Genomic DNA, 22,272 nt, shown 5'->3' with positions numbered 1-22,272 from the left:
CATCCCCCCGCTAGGAGTTCCAGCATGAAAGCTGCTGCCCTGATGTTGCTGTGCCTGCTGTCCACCGCTGCACTGGCCATGGAGCCCGGCGAACGCCTGGCACCCTGGACGCTGCTGGATCAGTTCGACGCGCCCTACACCCTGAATGACGAAACCCGCATCCTGCTGGTCGCCCGCGACATGGACGGCGCCAAGCTGGTCAACGCTGCGCTGGAAGGCCAGCCAAAGGGTTATCTGGAGCAGCGTCAGGCGGTCTTCCTCGCCGATGTCAGCCGCATGCCCCGCATCATCGCCAGCCTCTTCGCCCTACCGAAGATGCGCGACTACAACTACCGCATCCTCCTCGATCGCGACGCCCGCATCGCCCCGCGCTACCCGGCGGGTGAGGGCGAGGTGCTGTGGTTGCAGCTGGAGGATGGCAGGCTGGCCCAGCAGCGCACCTATCGCGATGCGCAGGCGCTGCGCCAGGCACTGCAACAGGCAGACTAGCTCAGCGACTCGCTGGACAGACGCAACTCCAGGCTGTGCCGTTGCCTGGCCTGCAACTGCACGACGTCCTCCAGCAGGTTGGCCGTCTCGATGCACAGCATGTTCTGCCAGGCATCGTCAGGGAACTGCGACAGGCGTTTGGCCTTGTCGATCCAGGGATTCCACAACACCGCAGAACGTGAGCCACGGGCATCCAGGTGGATGCGCCGCTGCCAGGTAGGATCGATGATGCTCAGGCGCGCCGCCGTGTCGCGGTAGATGCGGTCGGTCTCGCCGGTGAACCCGACAGCCCCTTCCTGACGCAGCTCGCGCCAATCCTGCAGGGTGTCGATATAGCGGCAGCTCTGCAGGCCTTGCACCTCAACCTGGCGCACATCGCTGACGGCGAAGTAGGTGTGCAGGGCCTGGCTCAGCACCAGCGGGTGATCGCTGCGGTTCTCAGTCTCCAGGCGCAGCTGCAGATCGTCGCCCAGGCCGATTTCGAAGTGCACGCAGGCATCGCGCGGCCAACCCGGCAATGGTCGTTCGCGTGCGTCGAAGGCAAAGCGCAGCCTGACCCCGTCCTCCTCTTCGGCAATGCTCAGCAACTGCCAGTCCAGATTGCGTACCAGGCCATGGGCGGGGGCCTCGTCCAGCTGATAGTGCGCCTGCACCGCCTGCGGGTTGCGCCGCAGATCGCCGAACCAGGGCCAGCAGATGGGCACACCGCCACGCACGCTCTGGCCACGTCGATAGGCCGCATCGGGGCTCAACCAGATCAACGGCGGCTGGCCATCTTGCTGATAGCTGAGAATCTGCGCGCCTTGTTGGGCGACCAGCAGCTCGCTGTGCTGCGCCCGTATGCGCCAGCAGGTGAGCTGATCGAGCTCCACGCGTTCGACTTGGGTTTTGCTCATGAGGGCCTCTCGCTCCGTTGAGTAACGTCTATTTGAAGCATGCCATGCACATAAAGCAAAACGCCCGTCACAGGGACGGGCGTCTGCTCACTGCATGTTATGACCTATGGACCATAGACCTGTTCCGGCAGCCAAGTGATAAGCCCAGGGAAGATATAGGCGATCACCAGCAGCAGAATCTGGATCAGGATGAACGGCAACACACCCTTGTAGATGGTGCTGGTGGGAATGCTCGGGGGCGTCACGCCACGCAGGTAGAACAGCGCGAAACCGAATGGCGGCGTGAGGAAGGACGTCTGCAGGTTCAGCGCGATCATCACACCCAGCCAGATCGGGTCGAGCCCCATCGCCAGCAGCACCGGACCGACGATCGGCACCACCACGAAGGTGATCTCGATGAAGTCGAGGATGAAGCCGAGCAGGAAAATCACCAGCATCACCAGGAAGAATGCACCGAGCACACCGCCTGGCAACTGGGCGAACACGTCCTCGATCAGCACCTCACCACCGAAGCCGCGGAACACCAGGGAGAACAGCGAGGCACCGATCAGGATCATGAAGACCATGGCACTGATTTCGGTGGTGCCATAGGCCACTTCCTTGAGCTGACCGAAGTTCAGCTTGCTCTTGCTCAGCGCCAGCAGCATGGCACCCACAGCGCCCAGCGCGGCAGCTTCGGTCGGTGTGGCGTAGCCGGCGAGGATGGAGCCGAGTACCGCACCGATCAGGATCAGCGGCGGAATCAGCGCCTTGGCCAGCTTGCCCCATTCGATCGGACCGAGCTCTTCCTGCGGCAAAGCCGGCAGTTTCTTCGGCTGGAAGATCGCCACGAAGATGATGTAGGTGATGTACAGGCCGACCAGCAGCAGGCCGGGCAGCAGCGCCCCGACGAACAGGTCACCGACCGAAACGGTCTTCGGCGAGAAGATACCCATCTTCAGCTGCGCCTGCTGATAGGCGCTGGACATCACGTCCCCCAGCAGCACCAGCACGATCGACGGCGGAATGATCTGCCCCAGGGTACCGGTGGCCGCCAGGGTGCCGGTGGAGATGGCCGGATCGTAGCCGCGACGCAACATGGTCGGCAGCGCCAGCAGGCCCATGGTCACCACGGTGGCACCGACGATGCCGGTGGACGCGGCCAGCAACGCACCGACCACGCACACGGAAATCGCCAGGCCGCCACGCAGGGTGCCGAACAGACGCGACATGGACTCGAGCAGGTCCTCGGCCACCCGTGAACGTTCCAGCATCACCCCCATGAACACAAACAGCGGCACGGCGAGCATGGTCTGGTTGTTCATGATGCCGAACAGACGGTTCGGCAGGGCGCTCAGGTAGCCCGGGTCGAAGGTGCCGGTAACCACGCCGAGCGCGGCAAACAGCAGGGAAACGCCGGCCAGGGTGAACGCCACCGGAAAGCCGGCCATCAGGGCCGCACAGATGCTGATGAACAGCAGAATCGCCATCAACTCAGCCATGCTTCACCTCCGGAGCCGGCAGGCGACCGCTGAAGACGTAGAGTGCCTTGATCAGATTGGAAATACCTTGCATTACCAGGCTCACGACCAGCACCAGAATGATGCTTTTCTGCAGATAGACGAACTTGAGGCCGCCGGATTCGCTGGACGCTTCGAACGTCGACCAGGCGTTGCTGACGTAGTCCCAGCTGGCCCAGCCGAGAAACAGTGCCACCGGCAGGAGGAACAGCAGGTTACCGAGAATCTCGACCAGCGCCTGACGGCGGCCGCTGAACTTCTGGTAGAAAATGTCCACGCGCACGTGACCATTGCGCTGCAGCACCCAGGCCGCGGCGCCCATGAAGACCAGCGCGTGAGCGTAGAGCACCGCCTCCTGCAGGGCGGTCGCGCCGATACCGAAACCGTAACGCAGCACCACGACGATGGCGGTGCCGATGACCAGGAACACGGTCAGCCAGGCGCAAGCCTTACCAAACCAGGCGTTGATGGCATCGATCAGATATGCAAGAGCAAGGGGAAGTGAAGGCTTGTCGGACATAGTGAGTCCTTATCGTTATGAGTAGGAGACAGGACGGCAAACCGGTTGGCTACACGTCACGCCGCCCGCGTCCTTGTGGGCCGCAGGCCGGCGATTCTAGGCAGGCTACCGGTAATGCAGCAATGCCCGTACAACTTTAGTCGTAATAGCTAGGCTTGTAGGTCACGACACCCTATGTTATTCACGCCCGGTCTACCTTCGGCGATCCCGTGGTAAGACCAATACAACAAGAAGGAGCATTGCATGAAACGTCGCGACATACTCGCCGCAGCGGGCGTAGGCCTTGCAGCAACCGCACTGGCTGGCTGCAAAGAAGATTCCAAGAGCGCCGCCGCACCCCAAGAGGGTTCGAGTTCCCAGACCTTCACCTGGAAAATGGTTACCTCCTGGCCGAAGAACTTCCCGGGCGTCGGCGTGGGGGCCGAACGCTTCGCCAAGCTGGTCGATGAAATGAGTAACGGCCGCCTGAAGGTCAAGGTGTACGCAGCCGGCGAACTGGTACCAGCGCTGGAAGTGTTCGATGCAGTCTCTCGCGGCACCGCCGAGATGGGTCACGGCGCACCGTATTACTGGAAGGGCAAGGTACCGGCCGCACAGTTCTTCTGCGCTCTGCCGTTCGGCCCGAATGCTCAGGAAATGAACGCCTGGCTGCATTACGGTGGCGGCCAAGCCCTCTGGGAAGAGGTCTACAAGCCGTTCGGCGTGCTGCCGATGGCCTGCGGCAACACCGGCGTGCAGACTGCCGGCTGGTTCAACAAGGAAATGAACTCGGTCGACGACTTCAAGGGCCTGAAGATGCGTACCCCGGGCCTGGGCGGCGAAGTGCTGACCAAGATGGGCGGTACCGTGGTCAACATGCCGGCCGGCGAGATCTTCACCGCCATGCAGACCGGCGCCATCGACGCCACCGAGTGGATCGGTCCATACAACGACCTGGCCCTGGGCCTGCACAAAGCCGCCAAGTACTACTACACCCCGGGCTGGCAGGAGCCGAGCGTTCTGTTCGAACTGGACGTCAACCTCAAGGCCTGGGAAACCCTGCCGGCCGATCTCAAGGCCATCGTTCGCGCCGCCGCGCGTGACGTCAACGGCGACATGCTCGACGACTACAACGCGAAGAACATGGAAGCCCTGGAGCAGCTCAAGGCCGACGGTGTAGAAGTTCGCCGCCTGCCGGACGACGTGCTGGCGCGCCTCAAGGAAGTATCTGCTGAAGTGGTCGAGGCCAGCGCCGCAGCCGATCCGGCCGCAGCCAAGGTCTGGGAGCACCAGAAGGCCTATCTCGATCGTCTGTACGCCTACGCGGAAGTCGCCGACAAGGATATCTACAACATCCGCGGCTAAACCCGCAGCGCGCAAAGCAAAACGCCGGCTCTAAGCCGGCGTTTTCGTTGCTGCGCAGCCTGTCAGCCGCGACGCGGTGGTACCGGACGGGTACGACCGCTGCCATCGATGGCGACGAAGACGAAGACCGCCTCGGTGACCTTGCGCCATTCGTTGGACAATGGGTCGTCGCTCCACACTTCCACCATCATCTGAATCGAGCTGCGCCCCACTTCCAGCGTCTGGGTATAGAACGACAGCTGCGCTCCCACCGCCACCGGCACCAGGAAGGCCATGCGATCGATGGCCACGGTCGCCACGCGGCCAGCGGCAACCTTGTTGGCCATGGCCGTGCCGGCGAGATCCATCTGCGACACCAGCCAGCCGCCGTAGATATCACCGAAACCATTGGTCTCACGCGGCAACGCGGTGATCTGCAGAGCGAGGTCACCTTGGGGAATCGGGTCTTCCTGTTCGTAGTCGTTCATCGGTTCGAGACTCGCGGCGCGGTTGTTGTTCTGGGCGCGGAACCCGCAGGGCACACGGGTGCAGCGAGTATACCGACTGCGCGGTCGAGGGGCGACCACTGTGGTGGGCCGCAAAGCCCCGCGCTAGCTGCGTCCGTCGGGCAAAACGCACGACCGCGCAAGCCCCATTCGGGCAGTATGCCTGCCCCAGAATGCCATCAAAATAATGTAAGCCAATGATTTTAATGGCTTTTACATAAAGCAAAAGTCTGGCACGGGCGCTGCAATGTTCTCAGTGGGCAACCGGTCATGCGCCGGTCGCGATGCAAGAAAAGCAACAGACGGATATGCCAGCGACACGCGCCATCCGTCCTGCACGCAACAGGAGAACCGCCATGTGGACAGTCGCTCTGGTGCTCGCCACCTTGCCACTTCTGCTCAGCCTGACGCTCGCCAGCGTCGCGCTGCCAGGCCAGGCCCTGTGTGCAAACCGCAATACCGCAAAGCTGGAGCTGCCCACGGGCACCACGCCCCGGCCTGCGAACCCGAGCAACGCGCAAAACCCCTGGCCTGCCTGGGCCACTACCCACTGATCCACCAAGGAGAAACACCATGCTTAGTTGGGCAGTCACTTTCCTGATCATCGCCATCATCGCCGCTGTACTGGGCTTCGGTGGTATCGCCGGCACCGCTGCAGGTATCGCCAAGATTCTATTCGTGGTGTTCCTGGTGCTGTTCATCGTCTCGTTCATCATGGGCCGTCGCCCACGCATGTAGGGAGCCATAGATGCAGTCGATACACGCCATTGCCGCCGCCCTGCTGATGGGCGGCGCCCTGGTGGCTCAGGCCGCCGACCGTGACGCCAGCTTCCATCCAGGCGAATTGCTCACCAGCAATGCCGAGTACCGCGAAGCCTGGCAGGATCTGGTAGAGGATGAAGAACGCCTGCCGGAGTGGCTGATCAATCTCAGTGGATTGTCCACCCCCATGCAGGCCGTGGAGGCCGACAGTGATCGCTACCTGGTTGGCCAGATATGCGAAGCGCAGCGGTGTTTCGGGCAACGCGCCTATGTCGCTTTCGAATGGGAAGACGACGACGCCTATGCGCTATACGTGCAGGTACCGGATGGCCTGCCCGAGGATCGCGCCCCCAGTGAACACGCCAGCCTGCGCTGGCTGGGCGAGCCGGACGAGGAAGTCCAGCAGATGCTGATGGAACAGCTGCGCAGCGACCCGAACTGGTACTAGGGACGGAACCCGCTGCTCGAGGCAGCGAAGCGACCTGACCGCCGCACCGCCGGCTGACGGCAGTGTGCCAGGCGTCCCATGCGAAGGGACGACGCGTTATCATCCCCCGCCAGAACGACGAGGGGGTGCGGCATGCTCAATGGCCTGTGGCTGAGTTTTTTCCTGGTAGCAGCAGTCGCGGGTTTCTCCCGCTGGCTGATCGGCGACGACCCGGCAGTGTTCGCGGCCATGGTCGAGAGCCTGTTCGCCATGGCCAAGCTGTCGGTGGAAGTGATGGTGCTGCTGTTCGGCACCATGACCCTGTGGCTCGGCCTGCTGCGCATCGCCGAACGGGCCGGCCTGGTGGATGCCCTGGCACGCGCGCTGGGCCCATTGTTCGCGCGGCTGATGCCGGAAGTGCCACGCGGCCATCCGGCGCTGGGCCTGATCACCATGAACTTCGCCGCCAACGGCCTGGGCCTGGACAACGCGGCCACCCCCATCGGCCTCAAGGCCATGCGCAGCTTGCAGGAGCTCAACCCCAACAAGCTGGTGGCGAGCAATGCGCAGATTCTCTTTCTGGTACTCAACGCCTCATCGCTGACGCTGCTGCCGGTATCGATCTTCATGTACCGCGTGCAGCAGGGGGCGGAGGATCCGACCCTGATATTCCTGCCAATCCTGCTGGCCACCAGCGCCTCCAGCCTGGTCGGCCTGCTGTCGGTCGCGCTGATGCAGCGCCTGCGCCTGTGGGACCCGGTGGTGCTGGCGTACCTGATCCCCGGGGCGCTGCTGCTCGGCGGGTTCATGGCCCTGCTCGCCGGCCTCAGCGCCACCGCCCTGGCCGCGCTGTCCTCGCTGCTCGGCAACCTGACCTTGTTCGGCGTGATCCTGGCGTTCCTGGTGGTCGGCGCACTGCGCAAGGTCCAGGTCTACGAGCAGTTCATCGAAGGCGCGCGCGAGGGCTTTGATATCGCCAAGAGCCTGCTGCCGTATCTGGTGGCCATGCTCTGCGCCATCGGTGTGCTACGCGCGTCCGGGGCCCTGGAATTTGGCCTAGACGGCATCCGCTGGTTGGTGGAAACCTTCGGCTGGGACACGCGTTTCGTCGATGCCCTGCCCACCGCCCTGGTCAAGCCATTTTCCGGCAGCGCGGCACGCGCCATGCTGATCGAAACCATGCAGACCCATGGCGTGGACAGCTTCCCGGCGCTGGCCGCGGCAATCGTCCAGGGCAGCACGGAAACCACCTTCTACGTACTGGCCGTGTACTTCGGCGCGGTGGGTATCCAGCGTGCTCGCCACGCGGTCGGTTGTGCCCTGCTGGCGGAGCTGGCGGGGGTCATCGCCGCGATCAGCGTCACCTACTGGTTCTTCGGCTGAGCACTGGAGCTCAGTCAGCGCCGAAACCGAGCTTGTCGCCGGCCCAGGCCAGCACCGGATCGGTGTGCTGGTACGCTCGCAGTTGCCGCAGCTTGGGCGCGATGAACGCCTCAAAATCCTCGGCCTGCTCGAAGTACACCCCGGTGAAGATGGTGAACATCGACTTATTGCCCACCGTGGCATAGAACAGGTTGCCCACCGGCTCGCCGTCCTGGGTCAGCAGCTTGAGGCTGACGCGACTGGCCAACTCGGTCTCCAGCGGCAGATCCTGCTGCGCCAAGCCACTCTCACGCAGGCCGAACGAGGCGCCGAAGGTTTCGGCGTAGCTGGTCATCAAGGCATCACCGGCGCGCGGGTAGAGCGAGACGCCGCTGTACAGGTAGAACCAGTCGCTATCGCTACTCTCGAAACTGAGGTCGATGCTGCGCGCAGCGTAGGTCACCAGCTTTTCGTAGCGGCCATCCTGCGGTGCCTCGTAGGCGGCGAAATCCTCGCCACTGAGCAGCAGACGGCGCTCTTCGGCGACTGGCGGCCCGTTGTCGATACAGCCTGCGAGCGATAGCAGGCTGATCAGCAGCATGAGTCTGAACATGACATTCCTCCCTGAACTGGCGCATGCAGCTTGCCCGAATGCGCCGCACCCCGCCAGCGACAGCCATCGTCGCTGTGCGCGGTACCACAGCCTCGCTCAGTGCATCGACGCCTCAGCTACCGCTCAGGCGAAAACCGACCTTGAGCGTGACCTGGTAGTGCGCCACCTTGCCGTTCTCGATATGGCCGCGGGTGTCGACTACCTCGAACCAGTCCATGTTGTGTACGCTCTTGGCGCATTCGGCCAGGGCATTTTCGATGGCCTCCTCGATGCTGGTGGGGGACGAGCCGACGATCTCGATCTTCTTGTAAGTGTGGTGGCTGGACATGGAAGACTCCTGTGTCTTGAAGGTTCTTGTTCAGACTAGCCCGCCGCGCATAAGTGTCATCTGTATTGCCCTCACCCGAACGCCGATGGCGCGTGCTGGAAACCACAACGCAGGCTCCAGCACGCACGCTGACCTCAGAAGTCCAGCTGATAGCCAAGGGTGAAGGTGCGACCCCGCCCCTTGAAGTTGTAGTCATCGGCGATGCGCGCCGACTGCGAGTAGTAGCTGAAATAGTCCTCGTCGAGCAGGTTGTCGATGCCCAGCGACAGGCTGCCCACTGGCAGACGGCGGCTGACGCTGGCCGAGAGCAGGGCGTAGCCGTCGAAGTCCAGGCGCGGATCGTCGAAGCTGCGGCTGACGTAGTAGTTGTATTGCAGGTAGCTCGACCAGTCGTCGTTCCAGTTGGCCTGCCAGCCCAGGCTGTACTGATCCGGCGCGATGTTCAGGCCGGTCAGGCGCGTGTCCACCTTGCCGTCGTCATCCGTGTCGGACTTGCCCTGGCTGTGGGCGTAGCTGCCGCGCAGGCTGTGACGCTCGTTCAGGTGCCAGTTTCCGGTCAGCTCGTAGCCCTGGATCTCGACCCGTTCGCGGTTGGCGATGTAGTTGCCGTCGACGCTCACCGACAGGCGCTCGCCAAGATTGGAGAAGGACTCGTAGTAGCTCAGCTCCATGTCCACCCGCTCGAAGTTCAGGCGCAGACCTACTTCACGCGAGCGGGTGATGATCGGCTCCAGCTCCAACAGGCTCTCCACGTCCTGCCCCGGCTCGTCGAGGCCACGCAGCACACGGCCGATGTCGGGCATGCCGAAGCCTTCGGAGTAGCCGCCGTAGAGCTGCGCCCAGTCAGTGGCCTGGTAGGTGAAGCCATAGTTGCTCAGGGTCTTGCCGAACGACACCTTGCCGCCGCTGACGCTCACCCCACCGGCGTTGTTGGTGCCCCATACGGTATGAAAGTCATCCACATCCAGCTCGGCATGCTCGCGGCGCACACCGGCCATCAGGGTCAGCTTGTCGGTCAGGTGCAGGTCGCCCTGGAGGAAGCCGGCCTGGTTATCGTAGGTGGACGGCGGCACATAGCTGCGGCCGGTTTGCACCAGCACCTGCTCGCCCTTGTCGCGCAACAGGTCGACGCCACCACTCAGGTCCAGCAGCCCGTCGAACAGGCCTTTGCGGCGCAGGGTCAGCTTGCCGCCCCACTTTTCCGAATCGCTGCGACTTTGCTCCCACAGGGTGCCGACCGGGGCGATGTTCGGATCCTGGAACGAGCCCGAAAGCAGCGCGCCGAACTGACCGCGATAGCGCTGGTGATAAAGCTGCAGGTCGAGCACGTTGCCGTACAGGTCCTGGTTGCTGTAGCTGAAGCTGTACTGGCGGTTCTCGTTGAACGCCGGGTCGCCCTGCGGATCACCCTTGCGCGCCGTGGAGGGGATGCCTGCGGCGCGGTCGCCGAGCACCGGTACGTAGTCGTTGTTGCCCCGGAGCTCATAGTGGTTGGCGCTGAACTGCAGGTGCTGGACATCGTCGAGCCAGTAGCCGAGCTTGAACATCAGGTCGTGGTCGCGGGTGTCCTGAATCTCGCCGGGGTAGGCGACGCCGATCAGCTCGTCATTGGCGTCGTAGAAGGCGCCACGCTCCTGCCAGGTGGCGCCGAGCAGGGTTTCCCAGTCGCCCTGCTGGGCGCTGAGCCGGTAGTTCAGCTTGTAGCCCAGGCCGTCCTTGCTGAAACGATCATCGCTCTCCAGGCTGACCCCGGCGTGCTGGCTGATGCCGTTGCCTTCGGGGCGACGACTGATGAAGTTGACGATACCGCCAGTGGCGCCGCCGCCATGCTCGGCCGAGGCACCATGGATCACCTCGATGCGCTCGATCTGCGCCAGATCGATGGTGTAGCTGCTGCGCCCGTCGTTACGAATCGAACTGGCCTGCGGCACGCCGTCGACGAGAAACTGCGGGGTACGGCCACGCAGCGTTTCACCGGCGTTGGACATCTTCTGCCGGCTCGGCGAGTAGGACGGAATCAGGTTGCTCAGCACCTGGCCCGGATCGCTGCTCAGGGCCAGCTGCTGTTCGATCTGCTGGCGGTCGATGACCGTCACACGCTGGCTGGTCTCGCCCACGGCACTGTCACTGCGCAGGGTGCTGACGGTCATCGCGTCCAGCTGCAGCACATCGCTGCCCGTCTTACGCTGCGCCGGCAGCGCCTCGAGGCCATAGACCCCCTGCGCCTGACGCACCACGCGCAAGCCACTGCCTTGCAGCAGACGGGCGAAGCCTTCCTCGAGCGGATAGCTGCCCTGCAGGCCCGGGCTGCTGTGCCCCTGCAGCAGCCCGGCATCGAACGAGAGGGCGACGCCGGCCGCGCTGGCATACTGGTTGAGCGCCTCGGCCAGGGAGCCAGCGGGAATGTCGAAGGACTGCTGCTGTACGGCGGGCTCTGCTGATGCGGCACTGGCCACCGGCACCAGCAGTGACAGGGAGGAACAAAGCAGCACGGCCTGAATGGCGGCGCTCAGCGAATGCAGTTTGCAGCAAGGATGACGCATGGATTTCCCCTGAAGGTTGAAGGCCTGTAGCCGGTTTTTCAGGAGGGCCGCGCCAGTCGAGAAAAAAGTGCAAACAACACTGAATATATTTACCAGCTAGACCTTTGGCACCAGCGTCACCCAGTAATCGCTGCGCCGCACCACACGTAGCGGCAGGTTGTGTTCCAGCGCCGCCAGGGCACGATCGGTATCGGCCAAGGGGAAGCTGCCGGACACCTTCAACCCGGCCAGAGCCGGGTCGAGGCGCAGCACACCGTGGCGATAGCGCGCCAGTTCAGCGATTACCTCGCCCAGCGGCCGATCCAGCGCGAGCAGGCTGCCCTGCGTCCAGGCCGTCGTGGCAGCATCGTTGGCGCGTGGCGCTCCGAGTCGTTCGGCATCGAAGCGCAGCTGCTGCCCGGCGGCCAGCGTGTGCATGTCGTGCAGATGGTGCAAAGGCGCAACCTCCACGCGCTGCTGCAACACCGCGACCTGGCAATGGTGCGCGTCGCTGCGCACGCAGAAGCGCGCGCCATGGCTGCGCACCACGCCGTAGCGGGTTTCCAGCAGCAGCGGTCGCGCCTCATCGACGCTATCAAGCAGCGCCTCGCCACTGAGCAGACGCAACACCCGTCGCTGCCCGTCGGCATGCCACTGCGCGGCGCTGGCCGTGCCCAGCATCAGCCGGCTGCCGTCGCTCAGTTGCCACTGGCGGCGCTCGCCCACACCACTGCGGTAGTCGGCCAGCCAGTAGCGGCGGGTATCGCTGTGCCAGGCGAACCAGCCCAGCGGCAACGCCATTGCCACCAGAGCCAGGCTGCCGAGCAGGCGCCGACGGCCATGGTCGACGCCGCGCAGGGTGGATGATGCGATGGGGCCGGGCAGCAGCCCCAGCTGCTCGCGCAGTTTCTCGATCTGTTGCCAGGCCTGGCGATGCTGTTCGTCGGCGTCATACCAGCGCTGCCAGGCCTGCTGCTCGTCGGCATCGCTGGCGCCGGAGCACAGTCGCGCGTACCAGCCACTGGCGGCCTTGAGAGCGGCGCGCTGGGCCTCGGTCACGACTGCCAGCCCGCCTGCAGCAGACAGCAATGCTCCACGGCACGGGCCATGTAGTTGTTCACGCTGCGCAGGGAAACACCCAGGCGAGTGGCGATCTGCGCATAGGTCAGGCCGTCGAGCTGGGACAGTATGAACACCTCGCGCACCTTGTGGCCGAGGCCGGCGAGCATGCGATCGACCTCCATCAGCGCTTCCAGCAGCAGCGCCTGCTGCTCGGCGCTGGGCTGCTCGGCCTGTGGCTGGCTGACCAGTACCTCGAGGTAGGCCTGCTCCAGCGAGCGCCGGCGCAGAAAGTCGACCATCAAGCCGCGCGCCACGGTGGCCAGGTAATCACGCGGTTCGCGGATGCTTGCGGCATTGCCAGCACGCAGCAGGCGCACGAAGGTGTCCTGTGCCAGATCGGCGGCATCGCAACGGTTGCCCAGGCGCCGCCGCAGCCAGCCTTGCAGCCAGGGGTGATGATCACGGTAAAGGGTATGCAGCACCTGGGCTTCGGCAGGCATGGCGCGACTTCATATCAAATGACAATGAATTGCATTGTCATCTTTGCCGGGCCAATTTGGCAATCTTCCCGCCGCTTAACAGGCCGTTGCAAACCCAGACGACGACTGCATGGAGGCAGAGTGATGCAGGAAGCCAAAGCCGAGCTCGTTCTTCAACAGCCTGTTAGCGCCTCGACTCGTCCAGGCCGCCCAAACGGGCATTGATCCAGTTGACGCCATCCTCGACCCCGCCAAAGGGATACAGGTGCCAGCCGATGCGGCCCAGTTGCCGGCCACCCAGCCCAGCCTGCAACTGATCCCAGTAGCGCTCGGCGCCCACGCGCTGCATCAGGTTGGTCATCGACAATCCGTAGCGGCGCAGGATGGACGCGGAGGTCGCCACCCCGAACTGACGGGCGAAGCGCAGCAGCTTGCCGACATCCGCCGGGCCAGGTACGCCGATACGCACCGGGGTGTCGATGCCCTGCTGGCGCAGCTGCTCGATCCAGCGCACCACCGCCTCGGCATCGAAGCCGAACTGCGTGGTGATCTCCACCGCGCAGCCGGTTTCACGGAGAAAATCCAGCTTCCACTTCAGCGCGCGCATCAGCTCGCCGCTGTCGACCTTCGGGTGCCCTTCCGGGTAACCGGTGATCACCACCTGCTCGATGCCGTGGCGCTCCAGTACGCCGCTGGCCAGCAACGCCAGGGAATCCTGATACGGCCCGGCCGGCGTGGCCGGATCGCCGCCAACGAACATGAAGCGCTTCGGCGCGGCCTGAGCGACCAGCGCGCCGAGCAGTTCATCGCGGTCCGCCTCGGAGCGCAGTCGGCGTGAGGAAATGATCGGCACCGGCTCGGCGCCACAGGCCCGGATGACCTGCGCCGCACGGATGCGCTGGGCATGGTCCTCATTGCCGAGAAAGGCAATGTTGATCGGCGTGCCCGCCGGTATGGCCGCCCGCGCCTGCTCGACTTCGTGGATACCCTTGCCAGTGACCTCCAGCGTATAGGGGGCGAAACCGACTGAACTGTTGCACAGGTTGGACATTGGCGCCTCGTCTGAACCGGCCAGGCCGCTAAGCGGATGAAAGTCGCGTGATGCTAGCAAGCGACCTCGCACGCCACGTCGCTGGTAGCGTCGTGGCGTGCCGCAGAGGCGACCTGGCCGGTCAGTTCGGAGTTGGCGCCAGCTCCTTGGTCAACCAGTGCGCCAGGCGCTCGCTACGCGGGTCGGCGCGGCGCGTCCACAGCGCCAGGCAGCCGCTGGTCTCGACGAAGCCCCAGGGCGCGACCAGGCGAACGGCACGCAGGTCGTCGGCCACCAGCGTCTGCGGCGCGATGGCCACGCCGAGCCCGGCAGCTGCCGCCTCCAGCAGATAGTAGAGATGCTCGAAACCCTGGCCTTGCTGCAGCCGCTCGGCCGCCAGCCCCTGTGCCTGCGCCCACTGCGGCCAGGCCTGCGGGCGCGAGGTGGTGTGCAGCAGTGGCTCGGCATACAGCGCCTCGACACTGGCCGCGCGCAGTTGCCCATGGTTGGCGTAGCGCGGGCTGAGCACCGGGCCGATGCGCTCCGGCGCCAGCTCGAACACCTGCATGTCACTCGGCCAGGGCGGGTCGGCGAACAGCAGGGTGGCATCCACTTCGGCGCTGCGCGGATCCAATTCGCCCTGACTGGCCGACAGCTGCAAGCGCAGATCCGGCAGCTCGCGCTGCAGGCGATCCAGGCGCGGGATGAACCAGCGCGCCAGCAGGCTGCCCGAGCAGCCGAGGACGAAAGGGCGCTCCTGGGTTTCGCGGCGCAGCTCGGCGCAGACGCCATTCAGGCGCTCGAAACTCTCGGAGGTGACATCACGCAAGCGCAACCCGGCATCGGTGAGTTTCACGCCGCGCCCGTCCTTGTCGAACAGACTCAGGCCAAGGTGTTCTTCCAGCGCACGAATCTGCCGGCTGATGGCACCGTGGGTGACGTGCAACTCTTCACCCGCCTTGCTGATGCTCTGTAGGCGGGCTGAGGCCTCGAAGGCGCGCAGGGCGTTGAGCGGGGGCAGTTCTCGACTCATCAATACGTGACTTTTCCTGACATGTCTCTGCAATCTAATCGCTTTTCCCCGAATCGGCCAGAGGTAGAATGGCCCCATCACTCACTCGCCCTGCCAGCTACGCGCTGTCGACAAGGAGCACGCCATGACCTCATTTCGCACCGGCCCCGACGCCCGCGGCCTGTTCGGCCGCTTCGGCGGTCAGTTCGTCGCCGAAACCCTGATGCCGCTGATCAATTCGCTGGCCGCCGAATACGAGAAGGCCAAGGACGATCCGGCCTTCCTCGAAGAGCTGGCCTATTTCCAGCGCGACTACATCGGCCGCGCCAGCCCGCTGTATTACGCCGAACGTCTCTCCGAGCACTTCGGCGGAGCGAAGATCTACCTCAAGCGCGAAGACCTGAACCACACCGGCGCGCACAAGATCAACAACTGCATCGGCCAGATCCTCCTGGCCAAGCGCATGGGCAAGCAGCGCATCATCGCCGAGACCGGCGCTGGCATGCACGGTGTGGCCACTGCCACCGTGGCCGCGCGCTTCGGCATGCAGTGCGTGGTGTACATGGGCACCACCGACATCGATCGCCAGCAAGCCAACGTCTTCCGCATGAAGCTGCTCGGCGCCGAGGTGATCCCGGTCACCGCCGGCACCGGCACGCTCAAGGATGCGATGAACGAGGCCCTGCGCGACTGGGTGACCAACGTCCACAACACCTTCTACCTGATCGGCACTGCCGCAGGCCCGCATCCGTACCCGGCCATGGTGCGCGACTTCCAGTCGGTGATCGGCAATGAGGTGCGTGAGCAGATCCTGGCGAAGGAAGGGCGCCTGCCCGACTCGCTGGTGGCCTGCATCGGCGGCGGCTCCAATGCCATCGGCCTGTTCCACCCCTTCCTCGATGACAAAGACGTGCAGATCGTTGGCGTCGAGGCGGCCGGCCACGGCATCGACACCGGCAAGCATGCGGCGAGCATGGCCGGCGGCGCGCCGGGCGTGCTGCACGGCAACCGCACCTTCCTGCTGCAGGACGCGGACGGCCAGATCACCGATGCCCACTCGATTTCCGCCGGCCTCGACTACCCTGGCGTCGGCCCCGAGCACGCCTGGTTGCATGAGATCAAGCGTGTCGAGTACGTACCGATCAGCGATGACGAAGCGCTCGAAGCCTTCCACCACTGCTGCCGCCTGGAAGGCATTATCCCAGCCCTGGAAAGCGCCCATGCACTGGCCGAAGCCTTCAAACGCGCACCCAAGCTGCCCAAGGATCACCTGATGGTGGTCAACCTGTCCGGTCGTGGCGACAAGGACATGCAAACCGTGATGCACCACATGGGCGAACAGGAGAAACACGCATGAGCCGCCTGCACAACCGCTTCGCCGAACTCAAGGCGGAAAACCGCGCCGCGCTGGTCACCTTCATCACCGCCGGTGATCCCGACTACGCCACCTCGCTGGAAATCCTCAAGGGCCTGCCCGAAGCCGGCGCCGACGTGATCGAGCTGGGCATGCCCTTCACCGATCCGATGGCCGACGGCCCGGCCATCCAGCTCGCCAACATCCGCGCGCTGGACGGCAAGCAGAACATGCTGAAGACCCTGCAGATGGTTCGCGAATTTCGCGCCGGCAACCAGAGCACGCCGCTGGTGCTGATGGGCTACTACAACCCGATCTTCTGCTACGGCGTCGAGCGTTTCATCAGTGACGCCAAGGAAGCTGGCGTCGACGGCCTGATCGTGGTCGACCTGCCGCCGGAGCACAACGACGAGCTGTGCGAGCCGGCGCAGAGTGCAGGCATCGACTTCATCCGCCTGACCACGCCGACCACCGACGACGACCGCCTGCCCACCGTACTGGCCGGCAGCTCCGGTTTCGTCTACTACGTGTCGGTGGCCGGCGTCACCGGTGCCGGCGCGGCGACCATGGATCACGTCGAGCAAGCCGTGGCGCGCCTGCGTCGCCACACCGACCTGCCCGTGTGCATCGGCTTCGGCATCCGCACCCCCGAGCACGCCGCCGAAGTGGCCAAGCGCGCCGAGGGCGCGGTGGTCGGCTCGGCGCTGATCGACAAGATCGCCGAGGCGCAAAGCCCGCAGCAGGCCATCGACGGCGTACTCGGCCTGTGCCGCGAGCTGGCCGAGGGTGTGCGCAACGCGCGCCGCTGAGCAACGCAGGCCATACAAAAACCGCTGATGGCCTGGGCTGTCAGCGGTTTTTTGTTGCCCGACATCAGCCTCGGGCAGAAACAAAAACGCCCGCGTTGAAGCGGGCGTTTGCAGGCGAACCGGCGTTACTCCTGGCCGTACTGCTCCAGTTCGCTGTCGTCGTCCAGACCGTTCATACCTGGGCCACTGCCCATGGCGAAGGCCATGAACTCGGCGACGCTCATGGCCTTGCCGTTGAAGGTCACCTGGTCGTCCGCATAGGTCAGCGAGCCACGCAGGGCATTGCCGTCTTCCACCACCCACTGCGACGCCAGCGCCATGCCACTGAACATCTCGGTCATCATTTCCGCTTGCTGGGCGAGGGCTTGCGGGTCAACAGCGCCGCTGGCCGCGCCTTCCAGCGTGCCCTGCACCCTGGCCAGATCGCCGATCACCGCCTTGTCCAGCTTGAAATCGGCCTTCAGAGCGGCCAGCGCGCTTTGCGCCAGCTCCTGCGGGCTGCTGGCATCGTCTGCGGGTTTGCGCAGGTTGAACGACAGCGCGGCCTTACCCTGGCCGTTGGCAGTGTTCAGCGAGAACTCGTCCAGGGCCAGCACCGGGGCGCCTTCCAACAGGGCCAGGGTGAGGCCTTTGAATTCTTCCCCGATGTCGCTACCAGGCTCCTGCCCTTCCAGGCTGCTCAGCATCAGCTGGTTATAGGCGTCCTCGAGCGCCTTGAGCGCGGTCTCGTCGAGATGACGGGCGCTGAGGGCCAGCTTCACGCCGCCGACCTCTTGCTCCTGCACCAACACCCGGTCAATGCGATAGCCCATGCTCTGATCCAGGCTGCCACCGTTCTGGGTCAGGGCTTCCTCGATCACCGCGTCCTGCAGTTCGATCTGCATCTCTGGAGATGACTGGATCGTCATGCTCCTGATCGTGACTGAACTCGGGCCCAAGGCAAAGCCGCTGGCGTTTTTCTGCTTTTCAGCCTGCAGACTCAGGTCACGCATCTTCAGGCTGACCGGCCGGTCGTTGCTGCTCTCGGCAATGTCGAAATCGAATTCGGCCAGTTGCCCGCTGAGGCTGACGCGTTTTCTGTCAGCGGAAACGCTGATGTCCAGGCCCGCCGGGGAGGTACGCAGGGTGCCCTTGCTGTCGCTGTATTGCAGCGCAGCCAAGTCGATGCGGCCACTCTGGCTCTGGTCATAATTCAGCGCGACTTCACCCGTTAACGGCAATTTACCGCCGGCCGCTGCGAACAGCGGCGCGGTCAGCTCATTCTGCTCCAGGCTGAAGTGGCTCTGCGCCATGACCGGAGCGAGCTTGCCGGCAGCCAGCCGCGAGGGCGGAAACGGGCCATGCTCGAGTTTGTCGCTGAAGGCCAGGATCAGCGGCTCCTCATTGGGCCCGGTGGCAAAGCTGAAAGTGTAACGAGCACGGCTGGAAAAGACGCCCTGCTCGAATTCGACCATCTGAACCTGGGCCTTGAGGTGCGGCACCTCCTCGGCCAGCGAGGCATTGGCCTGGCTGACGGCGGCCTGCAGTTGCTGTTCGACCAGAGTGCCGGTGTACCAGGCGCCGGCAACGGAGACGCCGACGATAGCGAGGGGAATGGCAACGGCCAGGGTAGTCTTTTTCATGCTGAGTCCTTGCGTGTGTGGCCGTACGGGCGCGTCCTGTCGACCGATTATGCGTTGGGCGGCGGATGCTAGCAGGCGTATTGCTACCATTCCACAGGGCAGGGTGACGGTGATCACAGTTGCCGGCAATTGTCCCCGGGCGAGGCCGGCGCTACCTGGCAGACCAGGCGTCGGCCAGCGGCCGCGCCCGGCTGCTTTGCGACTCAGTGGTCCGAGCCAGCGCGCTTGAGCAGCTGCTTGCAGCGCTCGGACAGGTGGGTCACGCGCAGGTGCTTGCCGGCGCGCTCGTAGCGTTCACGCAGGGTCTTCAGCGCGGCGATGGCCGAGTAGTCGACGAAGCTCAGGTGACGACAGTCCAGGGTCACCTGCTGCGGATCGTCGGCCGGTTCGAACTGCGCCAGGAAGGTGGTGCAGGAGGCGAAGAACAAGGTGCCGTGCACGCGGTACAGCTTGCTGCCGTCGGCCTGCATATCGCTGTCGGCATACAGCTCGCGGGCGTGCTGCCAGGCGAAGTTGAGCGCGGCGATGACGATGCCGCAGAGCACGGCCGTGGCCAGGTCGGTGGCCACGGTGATGGCGGTCACCGCGATGATCACCAGCACGTCGTTGGCCGGCACCTTGCCGGCCACGCGCAGCGAGCCCCAGGCGAAGGTCTGCTGCGCCACCACGAACATCACCCCCACCAGCGCCGCCAGTGGAATACGCTCGATCAGCGGCGAGAGGAACAGCACGAAGAGCAGGATCATCACCCCGGCGACGACGCCAGACAGCCGCCCGCGCCCGCCAGAGCTGAGGTTGATCACGGTCTGGCCGATCATCGCGCAGCCGCCCATGCCGCCGAACAGGCCGGAGGTCATGTTGGCCACGCCGAGCGCCACGCACTCACGATCCGGGTGGCCGCGCGTGGCGGTGATCTCGTCGGTGAGGTTCAGCGTCAGCAGGGTTTCCAGCAGACCGACCATAGCCATCAGCACGGCGTAAGGGGCGATGATGACGAGGGTGTCCAGCGTCCAGGGAATGTCCGGCAGTACCAGGCTCGGCAGGCCGCCGGCGATATGCGCCATATCGCCGAGGGTGTGCGTCGGCAGATCCAGCAGGTAGACCATCGCGCCGATGCCAAGAATCGCCACCAGCGCCGGTGGCACCGCACGGGTCACACGCGGCAGCAGGTAGACGATGCACATGGTCAGCGCCACCAGACCGAGCATCAGGTACAGCGCCTTGCCCTGCAGCCAGTGGCCGTCGTGCTGGAAGTGCTCGAACTGGGCCAGGGCGATGATGATCGCCAGGCCGTTGACGAAGCCGAGCATCACCGAATGCGGCACCATGCGGATCAACTTGCCCAGGCGTAGCAGGCCGAACGCGAGCATGATCAGGCCACCGAGCAGCACCGTGGCCAGCAGGTACCGCACGCCGTGCTGCACCACCAGGGCGACGATCACCACCGCCATCGAGCCGGCGGCGCCGGAAATCATGCCGGGGCGGCCACCGAACAGGGCGGTGAGGGTACAGATGATGAAGGCGCCGTACAGGCCCATCAGCGGGTTGACCTGGGCCACCAGAGCGAAGGCGATGCACTCCGGTACCAGAGCGAAGGACGAGGTCAGGCCGGCCAGCAGGTCGGCGCGCAGGCGTGCAGGTTTCATGAGCAGGTGCAGATCGCTAAAGGGGCGCGCATGGTAACCCCCGTGTCCGCTGGCGGCCACCCGTCCTGCCCACTGGTCCCCGGTGAGCCTCTGCCGTAGGGTGGGCAACGCTGTTTTTGTCCACCTTCTGGCTCGCCAAGTGGTGGACGGGTGAAGCGTCGTCCACCCTACGCATGATGACCACAACGAAGAGGAGTCAGCCTGATGAGCAAGAACCTGCTGATTACCGGTGCCAGCCGCGGCATCGGTCGCGCCACTGCCTTGTTGGCAGCCGCTCAGGGCTGGACGGTCGGCATCAACTACCGCAGCGACCGCGCCGCCGCCGATGAGGTGGTGGCGCAGATCGAAGCCACGGGCGGCAAGGCCATCGCCATACGGGGCGACGTCGCCGAGGAAGACGATGTATTGCGTCTGTTCGAGGCCATGGACACGCTCGGCCCGCTGCACGCGCTGGTGATCAATGCCGGCATCGTCGCCCCACCCATGCCGCTGCTGGAGATGAGCGGCGAACGCTTGCAGCGCATGTTCGACGTCAACGTGCTGGGCAGCTACCTGACCGCGCGCGAAGGTGCCCGGCGCATGGCCCGCAGCCGTGGCGGCGAGGGCGGCTCGATGGTGCTGGTGTCATCGGTGGCAGCCAGTCTTGGCTCGCCCTTCGAGTACGTCGACTATGCCGGCGCCAAGGGCGCCATGGACGTGCTGACCCGCGGTCTGGCCAAGGAACTGGGCGGCGAGGGCGTACGGGTCAACGCCGTGCGGCCGGGGCTGATCGACACCGAGATCCACGCCAGCGGCGGCCAGCCGGATCGCGCCGAGCGCCTGGGCAAGGCCACGCCACTGGGTCGCGCCGGGCGTGCCGAAGAGGTCGCCGAGGCCATCGTCTGGCTGCTCGATGACAAGGCCAGCTATACCACCGGCGCCCTGATCGACATCGCCGGTGGACGTTGACCGAGTTGCCGGCACTGGCCGTGCTCGGCAGACTCTTGCTCGAAACTTCAGTAAATTTGCTGATGCCTGTGACTGAAGATCAACAATGAAGACCAGCCTGGAAGAAATGCTCGCCTTCGTCAGCGTGGTCGACTGCGGCTCGATCAGCGCCGCCGCCGAGCAGCTCGAACAAACCGCGTCCGGCGTCAGCCGTGCCCTCAGCCGGCTGGAGCAGAAGCTCGCCGTCACCCTGCTGCGCCGTACAACCCGGCGCCTGGAGCTGACCGAGGAGGGCGAGGTGTTCCTGACGCAGGCGCGGCGCATCCTGATCAGTGTCGAGCAAGCCGAGGAGCAGATGGCCCTGCGCCGCCAGGCACCGGCCGGGCGTCTGCGCATCAACACCGCCTCGCCCTTCATGCTGCATGTGATCGTGCCGCTGATCGGCGAGTTTCGTGCGCTCTACCCACAGATCGAGCTGGAGCTGAACAGCGACGACCGCATCATCGACCTGCTGGAGCGGCGTACCGACCTGGCCATCCGCATCGGCAACCTGCCGGACTCCAGCCTGCATGCACGGCCACTGTGCCACAGCCGCCGCCGCGTGCTGGCCAGCCCGGAGTACCTGCGCCAGCACGGTACCCCGACGCGCACCGAAGAGCTGGCCGGGCACGCCCTGATTGGCTTTACCGAGCCGGACAGCCTCAACGAATGGCCGCTGCGCCATGCCCTGGGCGAGCGCTGGCGCATTACCCCGAGCCTGCGCGCCTCCAGCGGCGACACTGTTCTCGAACTGGCCCTGGCCGGTGAAGGGCTGGTGTGCCTGTCGGACTTCATGACCGATGCCGACCGCGCCAGCGGCGCGCTAGTGGAGGTGCTGGCCGAGCAGCGCGTCGAGGTGCGCCAGCCGATCAATGCCGTGTACTACCGCAACACCGCGCTGGCCTCGCGCATCACCTGTTTTCTCGATTTCCTCAGCGAAAGGCTGGGCGGCCCGCGCTGACGCACCACGACTGAGAAAGATTGAGCGTAGCCCGGATGCAATCCGCGGCCTTGTGACTGTTGCCCCGGATTGCATCCGGGCTAC

The 22,272-nt window shown here is 64.8% G+C and carries 23 protein-coding genes; 10 read left to right on the top strand and 13 right to left on the bottom strand.

The window, feature by feature from the left end:
- Positions 1-24 precede the first annotated feature (24 nt).
- On the top strand, positions 25-489 hold the full coding sequence (locus tag PCLY_RS08820) for a hypothetical protein (protein ID WP_061238914.1): 465 nt from the start codon (positions 25-27) through the stop codon (positions 487-489).
- Here PCLY_RS08820 and PCLY_RS08815 read toward each other — a convergent pair.
- From PCLY_RS08815 to PCLY_RS08805, 3 genes are all read right to left on the bottom strand, one after another.
- Positions 486-1,385, bottom strand: coding sequence for a D-hexose-6-phosphate mutarotase (locus PCLY_RS08815; protein WP_061238913.1), 900 nt, complete (start codon positions 1,383-1,385; stop codon positions 486-488). The two genes, PCLY_RS08820 and PCLY_RS08815, sit on opposite strands and share 4 nt — an antisense overlap.
- Before the next feature lie 104 nt (positions 1,386-1,489).
- Positions 1,490-2,866, bottom strand: a complete 1,377-nt coding sequence (locus PCLY_RS08810) for a TRAP transporter large permease (RefSeq protein ID WP_061238912.1) — start codon at positions 2,864-2,866, stop codon at positions 1,490-1,492.
- Complete coding sequence (locus PCLY_RS08805) at positions 2,859-3,404, bottom strand: TRAP transporter small permease subunit (protein ID WP_061238911.1); 546 nt, start codon at positions 3,402-3,404, stop codon at positions 2,859-2,861. Before PCLY_RS08805 ends, PCLY_RS08810 begins: the two co-directional genes overlap by 8 nt.
- A gap of 243 nt (positions 3,405-3,647) precedes the next feature.
- Between PCLY_RS08805 and PCLY_RS08800 the strand changes: the two genes are divergently transcribed.
- Complete coding sequence (locus PCLY_RS08800) at positions 3,648-4,748, top strand: TRAP transporter substrate-binding protein (protein WP_061238910.1); 1,101 nt, start codon at positions 3,648-3,650, stop codon at positions 4,746-4,748.
- Between the two features lie 62 nt (positions 4,749-4,810).
- On the opposite strand, the gene PCLY_RS08795 is transcribed toward PCLY_RS08800, so the two are convergent.
- Entirely contained in the window at positions 4,811-5,215 is a 405-nt protein-coding gene (locus PCLY_RS08795; RefSeq protein WP_061238909.1) for an acyl-CoA thioesterase, read from the bottom strand.
- A gap of 374 nt (positions 5,216-5,589) precedes the next feature.
- Here PCLY_RS08795 and PCLY_RS08790 point away from each other — a divergent pair, with 374 nt between their 5' ends.
- The 4 genes from PCLY_RS08790 (at position 5,590) to PCLY_RS08780 (ending at position 7,805) form a co-directional block, all read left to right on the top strand.
- Complete coding sequence (locus tag PCLY_RS08790) at positions 5,590-5,787, top strand: hypothetical protein (RefSeq protein WP_061238908.1); 198 nt, start codon at positions 5,590-5,592, stop codon at positions 5,785-5,787.
- A 19-nt stretch (positions 5,788-5,806) separates the two neighbouring features.
- A complete protein-coding gene (locus PCLY_RS24435) occupies positions 5,807-5,971 on the top strand; it encodes a DUF1328 domain-containing protein (protein ID WP_082768045.1) in 165 nt (54 codons plus the stop codon).
- Positions 5,972-5,981: 10 nt separating this feature from the next.
- Positions 5,982-6,443 (top strand): inhibitor of vertebrate lysozyme family protein, encoded by a 462-nt coding sequence (locus PCLY_RS08785; RefSeq protein ID WP_061238907.1) that lies wholly within the window; start codon positions 5,982-5,984, stop codon positions 6,441-6,443.
- Between the two features lie 132 nt (positions 6,444-6,575).
- Positions 6,576-7,805: a nucleoside recognition domain-containing protein gene (locus PCLY_RS08780; RefSeq protein WP_061238906.1), complete on the top strand. Its 1,230-nt coding sequence runs from the start codon at positions 6,576-6,578 to the stop codon at positions 7,803-7,805.
- 10 nt (positions 7,806-7,815) lie between these two features.
- Here the strand turns inward: PCLY_RS08780 and PCLY_RS08775 are convergent, their stop codons facing one another.
- The 7 genes from PCLY_RS08775 to PCLY_RS08745 form a co-directional block, all read right to left on the bottom strand.
- On the bottom strand, positions 7,816-8,397 hold the full coding sequence (locus PCLY_RS08775; protein ID WP_061238905.1) for a hypothetical protein: 582 nt from the start codon (positions 8,395-8,397) through the stop codon (positions 7,816-7,818).
- A gap of 112 nt (positions 8,398-8,509) precedes the next feature.
- Positions 8,510-8,725: a dodecin gene (locus PCLY_RS08770; protein WP_061238904.1), complete on the bottom strand. Its 216-nt coding sequence runs from the start codon at positions 8,723-8,725 to the stop codon at positions 8,510-8,512.
- 134 nt (positions 8,726-8,859) lie between these two features.
- Complete coding sequence (locus tag PCLY_RS08765) at positions 8,860-11,268, bottom strand: TonB-dependent receptor (protein ID WP_061238903.1); 2,409 nt, start codon at positions 11,266-11,268, stop codon at positions 8,860-8,862.
- A 96-nt stretch (positions 11,269-11,364) separates the two neighbouring features.
- Positions 11,365-12,306: a FecR domain-containing protein gene (locus PCLY_RS08760; RefSeq protein ID WP_061238902.1), complete on the bottom strand. Its 942-nt coding sequence runs from the start codon at positions 12,304-12,306 to the stop codon at positions 11,365-11,367.
- Entirely contained in the window at positions 12,303-12,809 is a 507-nt protein-coding gene (locus PCLY_RS08755; RefSeq protein ID WP_061238901.1) for a sigma-70 family RNA polymerase sigma factor, read from the bottom strand. Before PCLY_RS08755 ends, PCLY_RS08760 begins: the two co-directional genes overlap by 4 nt.
- A 163-nt stretch (positions 12,810-12,972) precedes the next feature.
- Positions 12,973-13,839, bottom strand: a complete 867-nt coding sequence (locus tag PCLY_RS08750) for a methylenetetrahydrofolate reductase (protein ID WP_061238900.1) — start codon at positions 13,837-13,839, stop codon at positions 12,973-12,975.
- 121 nt (positions 13,840-13,960) lie between these two features.
- A complete protein-coding gene (locus tag PCLY_RS08745) occupies positions 13,961-14,851 on the bottom strand; it encodes a LysR family transcriptional regulator (protein WP_061238899.1) in 891 nt (296 codons plus the stop codon).
- Between the two features lie 124 nt (positions 14,852-14,975).
- On the opposite strand from PCLY_RS08745, the gene trpB reads away from it, so the two are divergent.
- Positions 14,976-16,187 carry a tryptophan synthase subunit beta gene (trpB, locus tag PCLY_RS08740; RefSeq protein WP_061238898.1) on the top strand — a complete coding sequence of 404 codons (1,212 nt, stop codon included), beginning with the start codon at positions 14,976-14,978 and terminating at the stop codon, positions 16,185-16,187.
- Positions 16,184-16,993, top strand: a complete 810-nt coding sequence (gene trpA / locus PCLY_RS08735) for a tryptophan synthase subunit alpha (RefSeq protein ID WP_061238897.1) — start codon at positions 16,184-16,186, stop codon at positions 16,991-16,993. Before trpB ends, trpA begins: the two co-directional genes overlap by 4 nt.
- Positions 16,994-17,118: 125 nt before the next feature.
- On the opposite strand, the gene PCLY_RS08730 is transcribed toward trpA, so the two are convergent.
- Both PCLY_RS08730 and PCLY_RS08725 read right to left on the bottom strand, forming a co-directional pair.
- Positions 17,119-18,615: a YdgA family protein gene (locus tag PCLY_RS08730; protein WP_061238896.1), complete on the bottom strand. Its 1,497-nt coding sequence runs from the start codon at positions 18,613-18,615 to the stop codon at positions 17,119-17,121.
- A gap of 203 nt (positions 18,616-18,818) precedes the next feature.
- Positions 18,819-20,261 (bottom strand): SulP family inorganic anion transporter, encoded by a 1,443-nt coding sequence (locus PCLY_RS08725; protein ID WP_061238895.1) that lies wholly within the window; start codon positions 20,259-20,261, stop codon positions 18,819-18,821.
- Positions 20,262-20,465: 204 nt separating this feature from the next.
- On the opposite strand from PCLY_RS08725, the gene PCLY_RS08720 reads away from it, so the two are divergent.
- Together PCLY_RS08720 and PCLY_RS08715 are read left to right on the top strand one after the other, a co-directional pair.
- Complete coding sequence (locus PCLY_RS08720) at positions 20,466-21,209, top strand: SDR family oxidoreductase (protein WP_061238894.1); 744 nt, start codon at positions 20,466-20,468, stop codon at positions 21,207-21,209.
- 85 nt (positions 21,210-21,294) lie between these two features.
- A complete protein-coding gene (locus tag PCLY_RS08715; protein WP_061238893.1) occupies positions 21,295-22,188 on the top strand; it encodes a LysR family transcriptional regulator in 894 nt (297 codons plus the stop codon).
- Positions 22,189-22,272: the final 84 nt, after the last annotated feature.

This window comes from Ectopseudomonas composti, from assembly GCF_001567565.1.
In the GTDB taxonomy this organism is placed as follows: domain Bacteria; phylum Pseudomonadota; class Gammaproteobacteria; order Pseudomonadales; family Pseudomonadaceae; genus Aquipseudomonas; species Aquipseudomonas composti_A.
The sequence above is the reverse complement of the archived record's forward strand: the minus strand, read 5'-3'. Positions and strand labels throughout refer to the sequence as shown.

Coding starts and splice junctions, on each gene's coding strand:
- PCLY_RS08820 (WP_061238914.1), top strand. CDS start 25: ATGAAAGCTGCTGCCCTGATGTTGCTGTGCCTGCTGTCCACCGCTGCA.
- PCLY_RS08815 (WP_061238913.1), bottom strand. CDS start 1,385: ATGAGCAAAACCCAAGTCGAACGCGTGGAGCTCGATCAGCTCACCTGC.
- PCLY_RS08810 (WP_061238912.1), bottom strand. CDS start 2,866: ATGGCTGAGTTGATGGCGATTCTGCTGTTCATCAGCATCTGTGCGGCC.
- PCLY_RS08805 (WP_061238911.1), bottom strand. CDS start 3,404: ATGTCCGACAAGCCTTCACTTCCCCTTGCTCTTGCATATCTGATCGAT.
- PCLY_RS08800 (WP_061238910.1), top strand. CDS start 3,648: ATGAAACGTCGCGACATACTCGCCGCAGCGGGCGTAGGCCTTGCAGCA.
- PCLY_RS08795 (WP_061238909.1), bottom strand. CDS start 5,215: ATGAACGACTACGAACAGGAAGACCCGATTCCCCAAGGTGACCTCGCT.
- PCLY_RS08790 (WP_061238908.1), top strand. CDS start 5,590: ATGTGGACAGTCGCTCTGGTGCTCGCCACCTTGCCACTTCTGCTCAGC.
- PCLY_RS24435 (WP_082768045.1), top strand. CDS start 5,807: ATGCTTAGTTGGGCAGTCACTTTCCTGATCATCGCCATCATCGCCGCT.
- PCLY_RS08785 (WP_061238907.1), top strand. CDS start 5,982: ATGCAGTCGATACACGCCATTGCCGCCGCCCTGCTGATGGGCGGCGCC.
- PCLY_RS08780 (WP_061238906.1), top strand. CDS start 6,576: ATGCTCAATGGCCTGTGGCTGAGTTTTTTCCTGGTAGCAGCAGTCGCG.
- PCLY_RS08775 (WP_061238905.1), bottom strand. CDS start 8,397: ATGTTCAGACTCATGCTGCTGATCAGCCTGCTATCGCTCGCAGGCTGT.
- PCLY_RS08770 (WP_061238904.1), bottom strand. CDS start 8,725: ATGTCCAGCCACCACACTTACAAGAAGATCGAGATCGTCGGCTCGTCC.
- PCLY_RS08765 (WP_061238903.1), bottom strand. CDS start 11,268: ATGCGTCATCCTTGCTGCAAACTGCATTCGCTGAGCGCCGCCATTCAG.
- PCLY_RS08755 (WP_061238901.1), bottom strand. CDS start 12,809: ATGCCTGCCGAAGCCCAGGTGCTGCATACCCTTTACCGTGATCATCAC.
- PCLY_RS08750 (WP_061238900.1), bottom strand. CDS start 13,839: ATGTCCAACCTGTGCAACAGTTCAGTCGGTTTCGCCCCCTATACGCTG.
- PCLY_RS08745 (WP_061238899.1), bottom strand. CDS start 14,851: ATGAGTCGAGAACTGCCCCCGCTCAACGCCCTGCGCGCCTTCGAGGCC.
- trpB (WP_061238898.1), top strand. CDS start 14,976: ATGACCTCATTTCGCACCGGCCCCGACGCCCGCGGCCTGTTCGGCCGC.
- trpA (WP_061238897.1), top strand. CDS start 16,184: ATGAGCCGCCTGCACAACCGCTTCGCCGAACTCAAGGCGGAAAACCGC.
- PCLY_RS08730 (WP_061238896.1), bottom strand. CDS start 18,615: ATGAAAAAGACTACCCTGGCCGTTGCCATTCCCCTCGCTATCGTCGGC.
- PCLY_RS08725 (WP_061238895.1), bottom strand. CDS start 20,261: ATGAAACCTGCACGCCTGCGCGCCGACCTGCTGGCCGGCCTGACCTCG.
- PCLY_RS08720 (WP_061238894.1), top strand. CDS start 20,466: ATGAGCAAGAACCTGCTGATTACCGGTGCCAGCCGCGGCATCGGTCGC.
- PCLY_RS08715 (WP_061238893.1), top strand. CDS start 21,295: ATGAAGACCAGCCTGGAAGAAATGCTCGCCTTCGTCAGCGTGGTCGAC.